An 18,054-nucleotide genomic window follows, 5' to 3' on the forward strand; every position below is an offset into this window, starting at 1 on the left:
TTTCTTCATTTATTCGCTGTATTTATACGTGCTCGCATTCAGGATATCCACGTGAACCTCCACTTTTCCAAGCTTAAAACGTTGGAGTGGATCCGCCCGGTTATAGACTTCCTGTTTCCATAAGGGAAGGTTGTGACGATATAAGTGTTCCACAAGACCGTATGAATCGATCTTGCGTTCCTTGGTTTTTTCGAACGTATCTCGGATTTGGGATTCGATCTGTTTCTCGGCTTCTTGTTCCATGGCATCTGGAGACCGAGGAGCCCCATGATCTTCGGTGATGGCGCTTTTGACCGTGGTAACCAGATCAAAGGTGATGCCATCACCTTGCTTCTTCGCCTTGATTTTTGTCTTGGGATGATGAAGCAACAAGGTTAAATCAGGAGTTTTTCCACCATTCCCATATACATATAGTGGGTACTGATGTACCCGCTCATAATTTACGTATCGTGTACCATCTGCGTCTGCGCCTGCAACTCTACCCTGACTTGTGCCTTTGGATATCACATAAAATCCATCCATTCTAACAAGGGGGGGCGTTTTATCGCCGTTGAACCAAGTCTCGTTCCTCGTTGACACCGAGGGTAAAAGAACGACAGAAGCGGGTTCCCGTAATCCATCGAGAAGCTGATGGAGCCGGATAGGTTCGTAACCGGAATGCTGTTTATACAACCTCATGGGTTCAAACAGTTCGATTGTTTGAGCAGATTGGTTTAACAATGCAGAGGGAGAGAGTACATCCGGAATGTTATGCTCTGTAGCGTAGATCCAGGGTGTATATCTCAATTGGCCTGAATGAAGAAGTGTATTAAAGATATCCTCCAGTCGACCATCCAAGACTCTTTTGGATAAAACAATAGCTTTAACATGAGTCCAGAGCGTTAGCTGCTGTGACGTTTCATACAAGTCGTTAATAGCCATGTTCAGTGTTGTACCCTCGCCCCGTCCAGTCCAGATATCCCTTGTCTCCCGGGAAGTTGGTGTTTCCTGTTTTGCAATACTGGAGAAGTCAATCAGTTGGGCATAAGCAATATACTGGTTGTCTACATAGTCAATTCCTATCGCCGTAATGAAGTTTATACTTTGCACCTCTTTGGAATCCCAGCACCCCGTTAGCAGGATCAAGCAGCTTATAAGAAGGCCACTTATGGATACCCATCGTTTCACGGACGTTTCCTCCGGCGGGTAGAATCCTGTGTATGAAGTGCTTCTGGGCGCTTGGTTCTTTTCATGGAAGGTGGCATGGATACGGCCTGAGTGAAGTCTCCGGGAATGTAGGGAGATACAGGTGACAGATAGGATACGCCATAACATTCCAAGGATACGAGATGCACCAACAGGGCCAATAGTCCGATCATAAAACCGAATAATCCAAGAATGGAAGAGATGAGTAACATCCCGATCCGGATATGGGCAGTAGCCCCGCTTAGCACAGTGTTCACGAGAATATAGCTAGAGATGACCGAGATCGCTACCGTGACAATAATCGTAGGGGACGTAATCCCGGCTCTAATGGCAGCATCCCCAATAATAAGCCCGCCAACAACGCTGACCGTTTGCCCCAACGCACGTGGCAACCTACGCCCAGCTTCGTTGAATAGCTCGAACATAAAAATCATCAGGAACGCTTCCAGTGTCACCGGCATGGGCAGGCCCATTCGAGTGCCAGCAATCGTTGCCAGAAGAGGCAGGGGAATCTGTTCCACATTGAAGCTGGTCAGGCCAATATAAAAGCCTGGGAAGAAACAGGCGATCAGCAATCCTGAAATACGTAATATCCGTTCAAAAGTAACGATAAAAAAGGGTGTACTTTCGTCCTCCGGAGACTTCAATTGATTGAAAAGTGTAGTTGGTGCGATGACCGCTACAGGAGAACCTTCGATCAAAACGGCAAAACGACCGTTTAACAGGGAATCAACGACAAAATCAGGACGTTCGGTATTATCTGTGAGTGGAAAGATACTCCGAATCCCTCCCATGACAGCTCGCTCCATGATTGAGGTACCCAGAATGCCGTCAATCTCAATCTGATCCAGATTGTGCCGAGCTTCTTTCAGAATGTCTGGATTGATAATATCTTTTACATATAGAAGTCCAATGGCTGTCTGGGTACGACCGCCTTTGACATATTTCTCATAACACATCGAAGATGTTTTCATTCGTTTGCGTATAAGGGCTACGTTAGTAGTGAGTTCTTCGGTGAATCCGTCGCGCGGGCCTTTAACTGATGTTTCAATGGCTGATTCTTCTGGACTGCGTCCAGGGATATCAGCAATATCCACACTGCAGGACTGCACACCGTTACCAAAAATGATCAGTAGTTGTCCACTAAATATCAACATATTAAGCTTGTTAGTATCGGTGAGGTCATCCAACGGATTCAATGTTAATCCCAGTTCTTTAGGATGTGATTCCTCAATGATCAGGGAGTGCTGCTCCAGACGTGGAATAATAAATTGGTTAATTTGTTTACCGTCGACGAGACCGTCGCAATAAAGCAGAATTACGGGTTGATCAGATTCATCTTTGACAGGAAAGGTCTGAATAACGACATCTGCACATGGATTGAACTGCTCTTTCAAAGAGGCAAGCAGTGTTTCATGGGACGTAGTGTCAATCGCTTGATGCTCCATGATGTTTCCTCCTCTGATGGCGTGAATGGATAAAGGCAACCGTCGTCGCGATAATCGCAAGTCCGCTCAGATATACGAGATTGAACGGAAATATGTATTCGACCAGAAGCTTTTCGAAGGTCATATCATCCAGAGGATACAACATGGTTAGAATAAAGAAGACACCTAACGAGATACAACTGATAAGCCTTCTGGTAGAGCTCTTAATATTCCATATTTCTACTACAATATACATGGCGAGACTAATCCGGGTGAACGAGCCTGCGAGCCACTGGTAAATGGAAAAGAAGTCGGTCTGGGCGATATATTTGCCCAAGGAGGCAATTCGCCATTCTTCAAAGGCGGGATATCGCATTTTGGCAGCCTCAAAAGGATCAAATTCCACAATCGCCCCGATGAGCGGGCCGACTGTTAGTCCCACCAGAATGAGTGCGAGCATCAGATACTGCCATACACGTATACGTTTGGTGAGATGAGGCTGGATATACCAGATGAACAGCAGTTCAAACATGCCTGCAAGACTGTAAATCATGCCATTCAGCACCGGATGCCAGCCATGTTCTAACACAGGCAGTAGACGACTGTAATCCTTGTATTGAGTGTTCACAATTGCAACATAGAAGCCCAGCAGTACCACCAGTGGAAGGATCAATCCTGCCGTAAATGCCAGTGAGCGGATACCTTTATATGCCCCATAGGCACAGAGAGACATGAGGGCAATACTGGTTACCAGAATTGGCGTTTCTGTCAGGTAATTTGTTTTGGCCCAAGTCGTGGTTTCGTGCAGGGTGAAATAGATTGCGCTCAGAAAAAAGAGACTGTTACCAACTCGAAATAACATGCCAATAGGCTTGCCGAGACGGGATGTTAACCATTCATGCAGAGTTTGATGCTTGAGGAAACGAGAGACATAAGCGAGCATTAGCGCAAATATCAAAAATGGTCCGGCTGATAGCAGGACGGAAATCCAAGAATCCCTTTTGGCCGCAGCCAAAAGGGCAGGAATAATCAGAACATGGCTGATCAAGCCAACGGACAACATGATCAACATCATAGCTTGTAAAAAAGAAGGCTGTGTTCGTTTCATGCTGAGGGGTCTCCTTTTCCCAATAGACTGTCCTCAGCAGTGTTAACGTGATTGGAGCGCTTCATACCGTCAGTCGAAATAACGAATATCCATGGCTTCTCTTACCTCTAACATCGTTTCCCGGGCCGCTCTCCAGTCAAAATGCAGGGTTTGGGAGGATGGGAGCGTATAACTCGCTGAATCGGGGAACCAACTTCCGCGCTGTCTCAATATGGGGAATCTGACTTGATTCCACTGATCAACCTATGTTTGCGACCGCTCATATTGGTGCCAAGCACACCGGCGATAATCAACAATGCACCAATATAGTGATGGCTACCCACTGGTTCATGCAATATCCATGCACCTCCTACGATGGAGATGAGCGTGGACAGATTGCTGAATACACTCATTTGCGAAGCCTCCAGATGAGTAAGGGCATAGCTCGCAAGCAGGGTAGAGATCATGGTGGAGAGAATTGCCAGATAAGCGAGTGCACCCAGATAGGATGTATCTCCAAGTGGTTTGATATAGTCCATCATGGAGCCGTTGGACGCATGTCGGATCAGGGAAGCGGCGTTAAATACAATACAGCCAACCATCAGTGTGACCCAGGTTAATTCCATCGGTTTATACTTCTGGGTTAATGGTCTTGCAAGCACACCATACCCTGCAAAACAGACCGTGGAGAGTAGCAATAATGCAATACCCTTCAGGTTACTCATAGATACGCCGCTTCCTTGCATCATGAAAATAAAGACCACTCCAGCAACAGATAGAAGCAGGAATAGCTTCTGCATCGTGGATGTACGTTCCTTCAGGAAAACTGAAGCGAGAACGAGTGTGAATACAGGGGCCATGGCCTGAATAATTCCGGCTTCCGATGAGTTGGAAGAGACAAGTCCAAAGGCTTGAAAGGCAAAAAATAAGACGGGAGATAAAAGCCCCAGTGGAATGATGCGCCACAGATCACGAAGGCTCAGTCGGATTTTGATCCAGCCAAAAATGACAGGAATGCTGACAACGATCAGCGACAGCGCGAATCGGTGGGCAAGCACATCAATTGGATGTGCAACAGTGACGGTCATTTTAACAAATAAAAAAGATAGACCGATAATAGCTGCGTACAATACAGCTGCGATATAGGCGTATCCCCGAGTGTGTGTTGTGTTCATGAATGCTCCTCCAATACAGTAGTCATAGCGCTTTATCTTTCATTATCCTGAATTATGTCAGGTTCGAGGCATGTGCTGGCCTTATTCAATATACTGCCAGGTGCATCGTGCTACAATAGATAAAAGGTTAAACTGTATCGGTACAGTTGTTGGAGAGGGATGGGTGCATTGAGAAAATACGAAGTGATTGCCGAAGCGTTAAAGCAATGGATTCAGGAACAGATGCAGAAGCAGGATCGTCGCCAGTGGGCAGATAAGGGCATTCGACTGCCAGCCGTTCGAGTTGTAGCAGAACAATATCAATGCAGTGTAAGCACGGCTATTCGTGCATATGAGTGGCTGGAACAGCGGCATTTGGTGTATGCCATACCTCAATCCGGTTATTATGCCATACAGAACGGGACAGGTGCTCAGGACATGGACTGGCAGGGAGCGTTGGACTTCGCTTCGGCTGCTCCTGATCCACGGGTCTTCCCTTATGCAGACTTTCGTCATTGTGTGGATCAGGCGATGGAGAAGAAGCAAGCAGAGTTATTTATGTATGGCACGGATCAGGGATTACCTTCGCTTATTCTGCTGTTGCAGAAGCAGTTTGCGGATTATCAGGTGTTTGCGAGAACAGAGCAGTTCTTTATCACGTCAGGTGTGCAACAGGCCCTGGCTGTACTTGCATTGATGCCTTTTCCCAATGGAAAGAGAAAAGTACTGCTTGAACTACCTACCTATCACAATATGCCCTCGCTACTGAGTGGATTAAATGTGCCGATTGCCGGTGTGAGACGTGCCCTGGATGGGCTGGACTGGGCATCGCTTGAACGTCAGTTCGCTGAGGAAGATGTCAAGTTTTTCTATGTCATGCCACGCTTTCACAATCCAATTGGCACATCGTTGACTGTTGCTGACAAGAAGAGACTGATCCGGCTTGCACAGCGGTACGATGTCTATCTGGTGGAGGACGATTATCTGGCCGATCTGGAGGACAATACGAAACAGGACCCGCTATGGTCCTATGATACCGAAGGCCGGGTCATCTATCTGAAGAGTTACTCCAAAATTTTGTTTCCAGGTCTGCGCATTGGTGTAGCTGTTCTGCCCTCACCCCTAATTCAATCTTTTGGGGCTTACAAAAAAATGCTCGATATCGACACTTCTGTTCTGTCTCAAGCTGCTCTGGAGATCTATGTCCACAGCGGAATGTTTGCTCATCACAGGAAAGTGATTCGTAACCGCTACGCTGCCCGGATGAACACGGTGCATGAGCAATTGGACACGTATCCAGACTTTGCTCCATTTATGGACGCTCCTCGAACAGGAGGGGAGCATACCGTATTACCTTTGGCGGGTGATATGCCGCTTCGTGTTCTGCTATCCCGGCTTCAAAAGCGCGGAGTCATCGTTGATACGACTGAACGGTATTATCCGGAGGGAACATATCAGGCGCATCAGGATCAGATGCTGCGCTTGAACATCTCCAATGTGCCGAAGCAGCGAATAGAGGAAGGGATACAGAAGATCCGCGAGGAAATTTTGAAACTGCAGATCAGGCAGAGATAAAGACAAAGCTATAACAGCAAGGCCATTACAATAAAACGCATATAGTTGTTACACTCAGCATCTATCTAGTCGTATTGGCCACTCACCACGGTCTGTATATAACAAAAGGCGTCCACACAAGTTGATCACTTGTTGGACGCCTTTTCCTTGAGTTGCTATCTATCAACGAGGCAGCTTGTACGCTACATTGTGAATGGAAATAATTTAATTTATTCCTGAGCCATCGCTTTGAAGGAATCTTCTGCGGCTTCCAATGTAGCCTGAACATCCTCGTCTGTATGAGCCGTGGTCAGGAACCACGCCTCATATTTGGATGGAGCCAGGTTAATGCCACGGTCCAACATGTGACGGAAGAAGGAAGCAAACAGCTCTCCATCCGTGTCTTGGGCATGATCATAATTCGTAACCGGATGGTCACAGAAATGGGTGGAGAATGCACCGCGAATCCTGTTGATCGTCAGAGCAATCCCATGACGGTCAGCAGAAGCTTGCAGACCTGCCGTCAGGTCGATAGCAAGGCGTTCCATCTCTTCGTATACACCCGCGCCTTGCAGGACCTCCAGACATGCGATACCAGCCGAGATGGATGCAGGGTTACCAGCCATCGTTCCCGCCTGATAAGCCGGCCCAAGCGGAGCAACCTGCTCCATAACGTGTTTGCGTCCGCCGTAAGCACCGATTGGCAGGCCGCCACCAATAATTTTACCAAGAGCCGTCAGATCCGGTTCAATCTCCGCATGGTTATCGAGTCCGGCATATGTCTGTGTAGAACCGTAATGGAAACGGAAAGCCGTAATGACTTCGTCATAGATAACCAGGGAGCCGTTGGCCCGTGTCATGGCACAGAGACCTTCCAGGAAGCCAGGCTCCGGCATAACCATACCGAAGTTCCCAACGATCGGCTCAACCATGACCGCGGCAACATCATCACCCCAGCGCTCCAAAGCATCCTTCAGGGCTTCCAGATCATTGTAGGGCACAGTAATGACTTCTTGTGCAATACTGGCTGGAACTCCCGCACTGTCAGGAATTCCGAGCGTGGACGGGCCTGAACCGGCAGCTACAAGCACCAGATCGGAATGACCATGGTAACATCCGGCGAATTTTACGATCTTGTTGCGTTTGGTGTAGGCACGAGCGACCCGAATCGTAGTCATGACCGCCTCCGTACCGGAGTTTACAAAACGAACTTTATCCATGGAAGGGATAGCTTCCTTCAACATTTTGGCGAGCTTGATCTCAAGTTCAGTCGGGGTACCGTACAGCACGCCATTTGCCGCTGCTTCCGTAATGGCCTGTGTAATATGCGGGTGGGCATGTCCTGTAACAATTGGACCGTAAGCGGCCAGATAATCAATATAACGGTTGTCATCGACATCCCAGAAGTGGGCCCCTTGGGCTTTTTTCATAAATACAGGTGCACCGCCACCAACGGCTTTGAACGAGCGTGAAGGGCTGTTAACACCTCCTACAATATGTTCAAGTGCTTCTGCGTATAGAAGTTCGGAACGGGAACGTGATGTATTCATAAGATAACTTCCTTTCGTAATTCAAAATATGATAAAGAAACAAACCACAGAAAGATATGATGATTTTCTCATAATAGTATAGCCGGGCACAACGAGAGGGCAGCGAATGGCTGCCCTCTGCATGTGTAGATTACTGAGCCGGTTGCTCTGACTTCTGATCGTCACCACTGGCTGTTTTATCTTCGGTGCTGGTTGTACTATCATCCGTTGTAGCAGGCGGGTGAATAATATCCTGAATATGCTGCTTCAATTTCTCTTCATTGGTAACCGTCAATACTTGCGCACCGCCTGCTGTACGTTCTTCTTTCAGCAGGTTCATTGGCGGAATCTGCTCACTGCCGTTCATGCTGCTCTGGTATCCGAGTCCACCCAGCTTCCACATATCGGAAAGCGTGAGATTTGTATCTACGTAAGGATTAACCTGTTCCAGAATGGCAGGCAGTTTGGCAATGGTAGTTGTTGACTGCATTTTCGCTGTTACAGCTTTCAGCAACTCACGCTGACGTTCGGACCGAGCGAAATCCGACATGGCATCATGACGGAAACGAACGTACATGAGCGCTGTCTCGCCATCTAGGTGCTGATATCCTTTTTTGAGATCAATATCGTATTCGTTATTGTCTGCTTTACTTGTATAGTGCATGTCTTTCTCCACATCAAAATCAACACCGCCAACGGCATCCACCAATTTGATGAATCCCTGGAAATCCGTATACACATAATACTGTACAGGAATGCCGAGCAGGTCGCCGGCAGCTTGCATCGCTGCATTAGGGCCATGGGTGATAGCGGTGTTGATCCGCTCCTTGCCATATCCGTCAATATTGACGTAAGTGTCGCGCAGAATGGAGAACAGATTGATTTTTTTGGTCAGTGGGTCGAGCGATACAACCATCATGCTGTCGGAGCGAGGAACTTCACCTTTTTTCAATCCACGTGCATCGACACCCATAACGAGAATATTTACCGTTTCTGAGCCTTCCCATTTTGGTGGGTCAGGCGTATTTACTTTCTCCACATTTTCGATGCCTGCGAATGGTGAATCGTCGCCGTCCTTTGCCAAACCGTCCAACTGATTGAGAATAGAACCGAAATAATATGCCGCTGCTCCTCCAATAATTAACACGAAGGCGGCAAGAGAAATCCATATGGTTCTCTTCGTCTTTCTGGGCATGCTAGCTCTCCTTTGTATTTGAGATGAAATAAAAAAACGAGTTCGAGTATTCAAGTAAGAACTAGTCGGAGCTTTCCGAACACGTCTTTTCCCAACATAAGGGCAGGACGCGGCTCCAGACTATTTTAAAGCTTGCTGAATTTTGACTGATACCATTATAATTTCTTTTTGGGCTACAAGCAATTTCAACAAAATCCAAGTGAGGTATAATCATGCTGGCGATTGATGTCAAAGATTTGCGCAAGTCGTTTAGCGTCCAGAAAAGCCGAGGTGGGCTGAAGGGCGCGTTCCAGGACCTGTTTGCACGTCAATACCAAGAGGTATTGGCTGTAAATGATATTTCGTTTCAGATTCCGCAGGGTGAAATATGCGGATATATTGGGGAGAACGGTGCCGGTAAATCAACAACGATCAAGATGTTGACCGGCATTTTGGTGCCTACTTCAGGGAAAATATCGGTTGGTGGATATGTTCCGTATCAGGAACGGGAGAAGTTTGTACAGAATATCGGTGTTGTTTTTGGTCAGCGCAGTCAATTGTGGTGGGATATTGGCGTTATCGAATCCTTCCATTTATTGCGCAAAGTATATCGTGTCGGAGAGGTCGATTTCCGCAAACGGCTGGATGAACTGGTTGAGCGGTTGCAGCTTCAGGACCTGCTAAGCCGTCCGGTACGGAAGCTCAGTCTCGGTCAGCGCATGCGCTGTGAGTTAGTTGCAGCATTATTGCATAACCCGAGTATTGTTTTTCTGGACGAGCCAACTATTGGTTTGGATATTGTGGTGAAGTCGGAAATTCGGGATTTCTTGAAAGACATGAACAAGGAGCATGGAACGACCATTCTGCTCACAACCCACGATTTGCAGGACATTGAGGCACTGTGTTCCCGGGTCATCATGCTTGATGCAGGCAACATCATTTATGATGGAGGTCTGGATCATCTCAAGTCCCAGTGGGGTAAGGAGCGGGAGATCCGCTTCAAGTTTGGTTCAGCTCACAACATCAGTCAGATGCAGGAATGGACTGCTGCGTTGCCTGTACGTTGGACGGTTGAGAATGAATTGTCCGCATCCGTATGGATTCCGCTTGAACTGAATGTTTCGGATGTACTCGGACGTGTCGTTGGACAAGCTGATATTACCGATATTCAGATTATTGAGATTAACACGGATGAGATTGTGCGCAGTATTTACCAATCCGGTTCCGCCGAGCGTCCCGAGATTGTGGGAGCAGGGAAAGAAGCGGTGGGTGTATCCTGAGATGAATAGTGCATTTATTGATTTTATGCGCATCCGTTTTCTAACGATGCTGGCATACCGGGTGAATTATTACTCCGGCATTTTGATATATACGCTGAATATCGGCGTGTATTACTTTACCTGGCAAGCCATTTACGGTAGCAGTGGTGAACTCGGCGGCTTCACGGCAGCGCAGATGACCACTTACATCGCTGTATCCTGGATGGCACGTGCCTTTTACTTTAACAACCTGGACCGGGAGATTGCCGCAGATATACGGGATGGCTCCATTGCGATTCAATTCATCAGGCCGATCAATTACGTTATGGTCAAAATGATGCAGGGTCTTGGGGAAGGTATTTTCCGCTTCCTGCTGCTCATGATTCCGGGGATGCTCATTGCCATTCTGCTGTTCCCGGTTGAATTGCCTACGGCGCCATCGGCGTGGATTGGCTTTCTTGTCATGCTGTTCTTCAGTTTCCTCATTAATTCCCAGATTAATGTGATAACGGGACTGGCGGCATTCTTTGTGGAAAACAATGAAGGCATGATGCGTATGAAACGCGTCGTGGTTGATTTGTTCTCCGGTCTAATCATCCCGATCAGTCTGTATCCAGGCTGGATGTCTGCGGTGATGAAAGTATTGCCTTTTCAGGCCATTACGTATCTGCCCGGTTCCGTGTTCACTGGAAGAGTGGAAGGTACCGCCATCTGGAGTGTACTCGGTATTCAGGTGTTCTGGTTTGCCGTACTGCTGCTTCCGATGGTATTGATCTGGCGTAAGGCGCGCAAGCGTCTGTTCGTGCAAGGGGGATAACAGATATGTACTATATGGGTCTGATCTGGGAATATTTGAAGAATTACATGAAAACACGACTCACGTACCGTGCTGATTTCTGGGTGGAGATCTTGTCGGATCTGCTGTTCCAGGCAACCAACCTGATCTTTATCTTTGTGGTCTTTCGCCATACGGATAACCTTGGCGGCTGGAGTGAGAGTGAAGTGCTCTTTGTTTATGGCTATTTTATGGTGCCCTATGGCATCTTCAGTTGTTTTATCAACCTGTGGGGATTCAGTGAGCGGTACATCGTCAAAGGTGAGATGGATCGGATCCTGACACGTCCAGCACATAACCTGTTCCAGATATTGCTTGAAAATGTGGACCCGCCTGCACTCGTGGGCTCATTTATCGGCTTGATCATCATGATCTTCAGCGGAGCAGAGATGGGTCTGATGCTGGAGTGGTGGCATATCCCTGCCTTAATTATTTTGGCACTCAGCTCAGTCATGATCTATGCCGGCATCTATACCACCCTGACTTCGTTGTCCTTTTATTCGGACGCGCCAACAGGTATCCTGCCGTTGATGTATAACATTCAAGGATATGGACGCTACCCGGTAACGATCTATAACCGTGCTATTCAGGTGCTGTTAACCTGGATCATTCCGTTTGCCTTTGTGGGGATCTATCCCGCAGCGTTGTTCCTGGAGAGGTCCGAGATGCATCGCATGGCGCTGCTTACACCTGTGATGGGATTGGTGTTTGGCTCGATGGGCTTGCTGTTGTGGAATTTTGGCGTGAAGCGGTATCGCGGAGCAGGTTCATAATAACGCCCTATAGCATTTCATGGGGGAGATTAGGGAGGAACTGACATGACGTTAAATGTAGGCGAATTGGCACCGGATTTTGAGCTTCCGTCCAGTACGGGAGAATCAGTAAAGCTTTCGGATTACCGCGGACAGCGGGTACTGCTTTATTTTTACCCCAAGGATATGACCTCGTCCTGTACGCAACAAGCTTGTGATTTCCGGGATCGACATGCTGAATTTGAAGGGCTGAACACGGTCATTCTCGGAATCAGCACCGATCCGATGAAACAACATGACAAGTTTATCGCCAAATATGGACTGCCGTTCACCTTGTTGTCGGATGAAGAGCACGTTGTAGCCGAGCAATACGGTGTATGGCAGCTGAAGAAAATGTATGGCAAGGAGTACATGGGTATGGTTCGCTCCACTTTTCTGATTGATGAAGAGGGGAAATTGATCAAGGACTGGTCCAAAGTTCGGGTCAAAGGACATATCGAGGCTGCGCTTGAGGCTTTGAAGACATTGTAATTAATGAACTAGACATGTGTGAATAAATACATCTTAACCGTTTCATCATTAAAGGCTGTGCTTCGCGGAATTTACCGTGAACACAGCCTTTTTAGGTGGGCAATCGTTTATGATTGGTTGAATTGTTCTTGCTCTTGCCCGAACGAAGCCGATGCACAAGCAGTAGGAATAGCGGAATAATAAAGCTTACCGTGATATCCCAATCCACCCAAGCGGGCATGATCGTATTGGTGTAGAAAATGACATTGGGAGAAATTAGTACAGCTAACGCAAATAATAACATGGCTGATGGCAGGATTAGAGGTTTATATGTCTTTAACCGAAATAGCTGAGCTGTTCCAACGACAAAGGAGAACATATACAGCAGACTCTTGAAATAGGTAGCAATTAACCAAGCGGTTGCCATGAACGCCTCAATTCGCTCGAAAAAATTCCCGATATTAATTTTCTGGGACAGGGTATAGGAGATGTAGATGTCATGTTGGGTCAGAAAGGGGCCAAATATCATCAGTGAAATGACCAACAGTGTGGTTAGCAACAGCCCTCCGCATAAAGTAGCGAGTAACATGTCCCGTTTGATGTGAGGCCCGGACATCACATAAGGAAGAACCATGGTGATCACGATGAGTTCACCAAAGGAAGTGAATGCTCCTCTAATGATAGACTGCATCAGATGAAGCCAAGGGGTGTTCAAGTAAGGCTGTAGATTTGAACTGTCTACTTTGGGCATCAGCCCCATAAATAATAGAATCATAAATGCAACAACGATTGGGGTCAGCATTTCACTGCTTCCTCCTATTGTATGCAAACCATGCATAAGCCCCCAGACCAGAGCGCACATAAGGATAATTAGAATGACTCGGATGGGGGTCTGAAGGTAGATCTGTGTGGTCATAAAGTCACCGACTTCACGGATACATATGACAGCGCCTATGGCGAAATAAAATAGATATGCAGCTGCCAAAACAGACCCTGCCCACCGGCCAAGTATTTTTTGGCAGATTTCAATAAGAGAAAGATCAGGATGCGTCTGATGAAGTTTGTATAGCACCCACATGATGAGCATGCCGATCGGTTGACCGATAAGAGAACAGATCCACGCATCCTGTTGACCCGAAGCAGTAACCACGGAGGGGTAGAGTAGAATCATGTCCCCAATCATGACGAGAAAGGTAAGGACTGCAAATTGCCTAATGGTGATTTTCTCCTTAATTAACATAGACACCGTTCTCCTTCTCTATATTCAGCATGGATGACTTTCATGGAGGAACTCCATTTTTCCATCTATACCAGGCTCCTTCCCTCAAAAAAAGCACTCATTCCTGTGAGGAATTGTTTGGAGTAACCGATGATGTTCTGTAAGACTTAAGCAATTGTATCAGCAGGAGACAACCCGGCAGAATGATCCCCAGTGTGGTATCCCAATCTACCCAATATGGAACAATGGTGATCACGATAAAAGTAATGCTTGGTGAGATCAGATTGGCTAATCCGAACACAAGTATGGACGCAGGGAGTACCAGTATCTGATACTGCTTAAGCTTGAACAGTTCCGCACAACCAACAATAAAGGCGTATAAGTATATCATCGCTTTGAAGTACGTAGAGATCAGCCAAGAAGAGGCCATAATGGCTTCAATACGTTCAAAAAAGTTCCCAATACTGATTTTCTGGGACAAAATAAACGAAGCATATATGTTATGTTGCGTAAGAAAGGCACCCAAGACCAGCAACGATATGGTAACGAGTGTTGCCAATACCAAACTACCTAGGCCAGCTGCAATAATTACGTCCCGTGTTCGATGAGCCTGCTTGGCAACATAGGGCAGTATCATCATGATGGGAACGACTTCACCGATTGGATATATAATGCTTACCAGAATGCCTTGCGAGATAGAGACAACACCCGTATCACTTACTGGCTTCAAATTTCTGATATCAATCTGAGGAAGCAGGCAGACTGCAAGAACGACAATAAACACAATAACGACGGGCATCAGTAGTTCACTACTTCGCCCCATCGCCTCTAATCCATGAGACACTCCCCAGGCAATCACGATGACGAACATCAGAATGATGATGCGAAGGGGAGTGTACGGGAAGATTTGAGTGGTCATGAAATCGCCGACTTCTCTCGTATGTGTGGAAGCGCCAATAATGAAAAAGAACAGGTAGAGGCAGGAAAAGAAAGTACCTGGCCAGAACCCTAGAATGCTTCGTGCCATCTGCACCAGATTTTTTTCTGGGTGCATGCTACATAGCTTCAGGAACATGGCCATCAGTGCCATCCCCAGAGGAACGCCTATAAAAGCGCAAATCCAGGAGTCTTGTTTGGCATAGGACGTGATGACCGAGGGGTAGATCAGCATCATATCCCCGACCACCATCATAAAGATGAGCGTGGTCAATTGTCTTGTTCCAAGGCGCCCCTGTTCCAGCATAATGGTCCTCTCCTTTTTCTAGGTTCCCGTCAGATGTGCCAGGAATTGATTAACAGGTTCATAGATCCACATGATGATATAGAGCGGACTGGGGAAATCCCACAGGTTGGCTGCAATCACACTGAACCCTGTGGCTATGACGAGCATTCCGCTGTACACAACTGTTTCCCTCCATTCCTTACGGCGGATGAGACCTGGAAGATCAACCATACCTACGAGGCCCCCTATGACAATGACAGTAATTGTAATTAACATCCGGTCTCACTCCTTCAAATCCTCCTTGAATGAATCATCCAGTGTACCTACACGTTTGATCTGTGCATTGGCTTCATATTTAACATCCAGATTCTCAAAATATTGATCCCAATCCTTCTCAATTTTTTTGAAAAATTTAGGATCGGCATGATAAACTTCCTGACCGAATCCAAAAATGTCAATATGGAACTTTCGCCGCACTGAATTCACGGATTTTTCCATCAGTTCTATCAATCGCTCCTCACTGTCCTTTTCCAACTCTTTGAGTGTTTTCATCGAACCAATTTTGATTCCACACTCTACTGCACCAATGGAAGATACATTTTTAATTTTGATGTGGATCACAGGTTGGTCATCAATGACCTTTGCTTTTCGTTGAGTCTTGGTGCGAAGGGTTTTAAAAGTCACATTTCCTCCTTTTCGGCAAGGCAGGTGACCTATGGTAGATACGACATTGTCGCGGATATAGTTGTACCCTTTGGATTCATCTTCCGTTAACCAGCCAATCAGTTTGTCTTTTTTGAATACACTCAATCCTGTTGAAACTAGACGAGCTTTGGACTTAATCGTCGCAATATTGTCTTTGCTTCCGCTTCTCTCTGAATTGCCAAAAACCTCTACACCAGTGATTACGGGTTGTATTCCGGAAGTAAGCATATATTCCATCAACTGATCACCGGTTACAGTCGTTGTAGGAGACCAGGTCTTGGCAGACACGTCCAGAGAATTAAATAACTTCTCTGCAGGTAAATTCTCTAATGGAGTAAGTGTGTCCAATACCTTGGAAGCTGTAGTATTTCGAGCAACCATGACGTAATAATCGGGCCGGACAGTAGGTTCTCGCATTAATGCTTCCATAACATCGTAGATGCCCTCTTTACGGGCATATTCTTCACTGAACACCAGTACACGGATATGTGCCATGAATATACGGCGTGGGCTTGTCTCGGTCAGCTTTTGAATTGCTTCAAACAGCGTGGGCGCGGACGCTTCGTACAGCGTGACAGGAGTGCCATTGCCTCCCCCTGACTTGGAGGAAACTTCATTTGGCACAACGACCTGAGCGCTCACTTTAATCAAATCGCCATCCTTGTCTACACCAAGACCCAGCATAATACCAAGTTCATTCAGCTCCTGGCGATCCCAGCATCCGGTAAGGAGAGGGAGTAGGAATGCAATGCATACAATTAATCGGAAGCACTTGTTCATACGTTGTTCTCCTTACCGAATTAACGCTTCGTTTTTTTTGTGGTTTGTCTGGTTTTGTTCGGTGTACCCGTAGAGAGTGGCCGTGTTTTCATACGGGACCAGGGCACACGAAACAGCGTATCCTTCAGATCTTTCTGAATTAGAGGTGCAAAGGGGGACATATATGGTACGCCAAAAGAACGCAAGCTGCACAGGTGTGTAACCGTAATGAGCAGAACAATTAGAATACCGTAGAATCCAAAAGCTGCCGCGAGTATCATCAATACAAATCGCAAAATTCGGACAGAGATAGACAGTCCATTCTCTGGAATGACATAACTGGATATGGCCGTTATGGAAACGATAATAACCATTGCTGCGGAGACAACTCCTGCATCTACGGCGGCTTGGCCAATGACCAGTGTTCCGACAATGGAAACGGCCTGACCGACCGTTTTTGGAATACGTATACCTGCTTCTCGCAAAATTTCATAGGTCAGTTCCATCAGTATGGCTTCAATGAAGGCGGGGAAAGGAACGCCTTCACGCTGGGCTGCCAGACTGATGAGCAGGTTGGTCGGCAGCATTTCCTGGTGAAAGGTGGAAATGGCAATATAGAAGGATGGGGCTAGTAAAGCGATAAAAAAGGACAGATAACGAATCAAGCGAATCAATGTGCTGATATCGGCCCGTTGATAGTAATCCTCCGGCGATTGGAAGAAATGCACGAACAAGGCGGGAACCAGCAACACAAAAGGCGTACCGTCCACGATGATGGCTACTCTACCCTCAAGCAAAGCAGCACAAACCGTATCTGGACGTTCACTATTGTAAACCGTGGGGAATAAAGTTCTGGTTTCGTCTTGTACAAGTTCCTCGATATATCCACTCTCAAGGATACTGTCGATATCGATCTCATCGAGTCTTCGACGCAGTTCTTTTACAATCTCCTGATCCACGATATGTTCCAGATAGAGCACAGCCACTCGGGTTTTGGTAACCTGACCTATTTCTCTTTCTTCGATCCAAAGATGAGGATTACGGATTCGTTTGCGGATCAATGATGTGTTGGTACGCAGGTTTTCGTTGAAGCCCTCCATAGGCCCCCTAACGACGGTTTGGGAGACAGGTTCTCCAACGGATCGATCTTCCCAGCCTGCTGCACCAATCTTCAATCCTCGTACAGATCCTTCAAGCAGTAAGATAGCTGATCCCGAAAGAAGTGCATTCATTACTTCATCCATATCATCAACCAGCAATACATCACTGGCGATCAAGATATCATTCTGGAGGTAGCTGAGATGTTCATCGTCTGCAGAGAATTCAGGGAGATCACGCTTTTGCAATAATGATTCCATAATGGAGTGATTCAGGATCTGCACATCCACTAATCCATCAATGTACAACATGACTGCAGGCCATTTATGTAAACACTGGAGAGGGCGCATCATCAAGTCGTTGCTGTTCCCCATCACTTGCTTGCAGTATTCCATATTTTCGCTTAGATCCGGAGAGATTTGCCTCTGATCTTGGCGTTCCAGCGACGATTCACTCATGCCTTCACCTCCCTATACACCCTATATTTTCAAGTTAGTATGACCTGGATGAATTCGGATTATCACAAAAAAAAGGAGCTGCGATTATTCGCAACTCCTTGCCTGCTTATTATAGATGGACTTTTGT

16 protein-coding genes are annotated in these 18,054 nt (G+C 46.8%); 5 read left to right on the forward strand and 11 right to left on the reverse strand.

Going from position 1 to position 18,054, the window contains the following annotated elements; all coding sequences use genetic code 11:
* Window positions 1-9: 9 nt before the first annotated feature.
* The 4 genes from MKY01_RS03640 to MKY01_RS03655 form a co-directional block, all read right to left on the reverse strand.
* Window positions 10-1,167 (reverse strand): Ger(x)C family spore germination protein, encoded by a 1,158-nt coding sequence (locus tag MKY01_RS03640; RefSeq protein WP_339285394.1) that lies wholly within the window; start codon window positions 1,165-1,167, stop codon window positions 10-12.
* Window positions 1,164-2,633 carry a spore germination protein gene (locus tag MKY01_RS03645; RefSeq protein WP_339285396.1) on the reverse strand — a complete coding sequence of 490 codons (1,470 nt, stop codon included), beginning with the start codon at window positions 2,631-2,633 and terminating at the stop codon, window positions 1,164-1,166. The genes MKY01_RS03640 and MKY01_RS03645 overlap by 4 nt, the downstream gene beginning before the upstream one ends.
* Complete coding sequence (locus MKY01_RS03650) at window positions 2,614-3,720, reverse strand: endospore germination permease (protein ID WP_339285398.1); 1,107 nt, start codon at window positions 3,718-3,720, stop codon at window positions 2,614-2,616. The genes MKY01_RS03645 and MKY01_RS03650 overlap by 20 nt, the downstream gene beginning before the upstream one ends.
* 206 nt (window positions 3,721-3,926) lie before the next feature.
* A complete protein-coding gene (locus tag MKY01_RS03655) occupies window positions 3,927-4,874 on the reverse strand; it encodes a DMT family transporter (protein WP_339285400.1) in 948 nt (315 codons plus the stop codon).
* 159 nt (window positions 4,875-5,033) lie between these two features.
* Between MKY01_RS03655 and MKY01_RS03660 the strand changes: the two genes are divergently transcribed.
* Window positions 5,034-6,428 (forward strand): PLP-dependent aminotransferase family protein, encoded by a 1,395-nt coding sequence (locus MKY01_RS03660; protein WP_339285402.1) that lies wholly within the window; start codon window positions 5,034-5,036, stop codon window positions 6,426-6,428.
* A 209-nt stretch (window positions 6,429-6,637) separates the two neighbouring features.
* On the opposite strand, the gene MKY01_RS03665 is transcribed toward MKY01_RS03660, so the two are convergent.
* Together MKY01_RS03665 and MKY01_RS03670 are read right to left on the reverse strand one after the other, a co-directional pair.
* Window positions 6,638-7,957, reverse strand: a complete 1,320-nt coding sequence (locus tag MKY01_RS03665; RefSeq protein WP_339285403.1) for a glutamate-1-semialdehyde 2,1-aminomutase — start codon at window positions 7,955-7,957, stop codon at window positions 6,638-6,640.
* A 130-nt stretch (window positions 7,958-8,087) separates the two neighbouring features.
* The gene (locus MKY01_RS03670; RefSeq protein WP_339285405.1) at window positions 8,088-9,131 is read right to left on the reverse strand and encodes an LCP family protein; all 1,044 of its coding nucleotides are present in this window, start codon (window positions 9,129-9,131) and stop codon (window positions 8,088-8,090) included.
* 212 nt (window positions 9,132-9,343) lie between these two features.
* On the opposite strand from MKY01_RS03670, the gene MKY01_RS03675 reads away from it, so the two are divergent.
* Genes MKY01_RS03675 through bcp form a run of 4 tightly spaced genes read left to right on the forward strand, consistent with a single transcriptional unit; the run spans window position 9,344 to window position 12,487 of the window.
* On the forward strand, window positions 9,344-10,390 hold the full coding sequence (locus tag MKY01_RS03675) for an ATP-binding cassette domain-containing protein (RefSeq protein WP_339285407.1): 1,047 nt from the start codon (window positions 9,344-9,346) through the stop codon (window positions 10,388-10,390).
* Window position 10,391: 1 nt separating this feature from the next.
* Window positions 10,392-11,186 (forward strand): ABC-2 family transporter protein, encoded by a 795-nt coding sequence (locus MKY01_RS03680; protein ID WP_036614077.1) that lies wholly within the window; start codon window positions 10,392-10,394, stop codon window positions 11,184-11,186.
* 5 nt (window positions 11,187-11,191) lie between these two features.
* The gene (locus MKY01_RS03685; RefSeq protein ID WP_036614076.1) at window positions 11,192-11,977 is read left to right on the forward strand and encodes an ABC-2 family transporter protein; all 786 of its coding nucleotides are present in this window, start codon (window positions 11,192-11,194) and stop codon (window positions 11,975-11,977) included.
* Window positions 11,978-12,022: 45 nt separating this feature from the next.
* Window positions 12,023-12,487: a thioredoxin-dependent thiol peroxidase gene (gene bcp, locus MKY01_RS03690; protein ID WP_036668208.1), complete on the forward strand. Its 465-nt coding sequence runs from the start codon at window positions 12,023-12,025 to the stop codon at window positions 12,485-12,487.
* Window positions 12,488-12,578: 91 nt separating this feature from the next.
* Here the strand turns inward: bcp and MKY01_RS03695 are convergent, their stop codons facing one another.
* From MKY01_RS03695 to MKY01_RS03715, 5 genes are all read right to left on the reverse strand, one after another.
* Entirely contained in the window at window positions 12,579-13,706 is a 1,128-nt protein-coding gene (locus tag MKY01_RS03695; protein ID WP_076320364.1) for an endospore germination permease, read from the reverse strand.
* A 97-nt stretch (window positions 13,707-13,803) separates the two neighbouring features.
* Window positions 13,804-14,928 (reverse strand): endospore germination permease, encoded by a 1,125-nt coding sequence (locus tag MKY01_RS03700; RefSeq protein ID WP_127550912.1) that lies wholly within the window; start codon window positions 14,926-14,928, stop codon window positions 13,804-13,806.
* 18 nt (window positions 14,929-14,946) lie between these two features.
* Entirely contained in the window at window positions 14,947-15,183 is a 237-nt protein-coding gene (locus MKY01_RS03705) for a hypothetical protein (RefSeq protein WP_047841432.1), read from the reverse strand.
* 6 nt (window positions 15,184-15,189) lie between these two features.
* Window positions 15,190-16,392, reverse strand: coding sequence for a Ger(x)C family spore germination protein (locus MKY01_RS03710; RefSeq protein WP_127550914.1), 1,203 nt, complete (start codon window positions 16,390-16,392; stop codon window positions 15,190-15,192).
* Window positions 16,393-16,412: 20 nt separating this feature from the next.
* The gene (locus MKY01_RS03715; protein ID WP_051447346.1) at window positions 16,413-17,927 is read right to left on the reverse strand and encodes a spore germination protein; all 1,515 of its coding nucleotides are present in this window, start codon (window positions 17,925-17,927) and stop codon (window positions 16,413-16,415) included.
* Window positions 17,928-18,054: the final 127 nt, after the last annotated feature.

This window comes from Paenibacillus sp. FSL R5-0486 (assembly GCF_037975155.1).
Classification (GTDB): domain Bacteria; phylum Bacillota; class Bacilli; order Paenibacillales; family Paenibacillaceae; genus Paenibacillus; species Paenibacillus amylolyticus.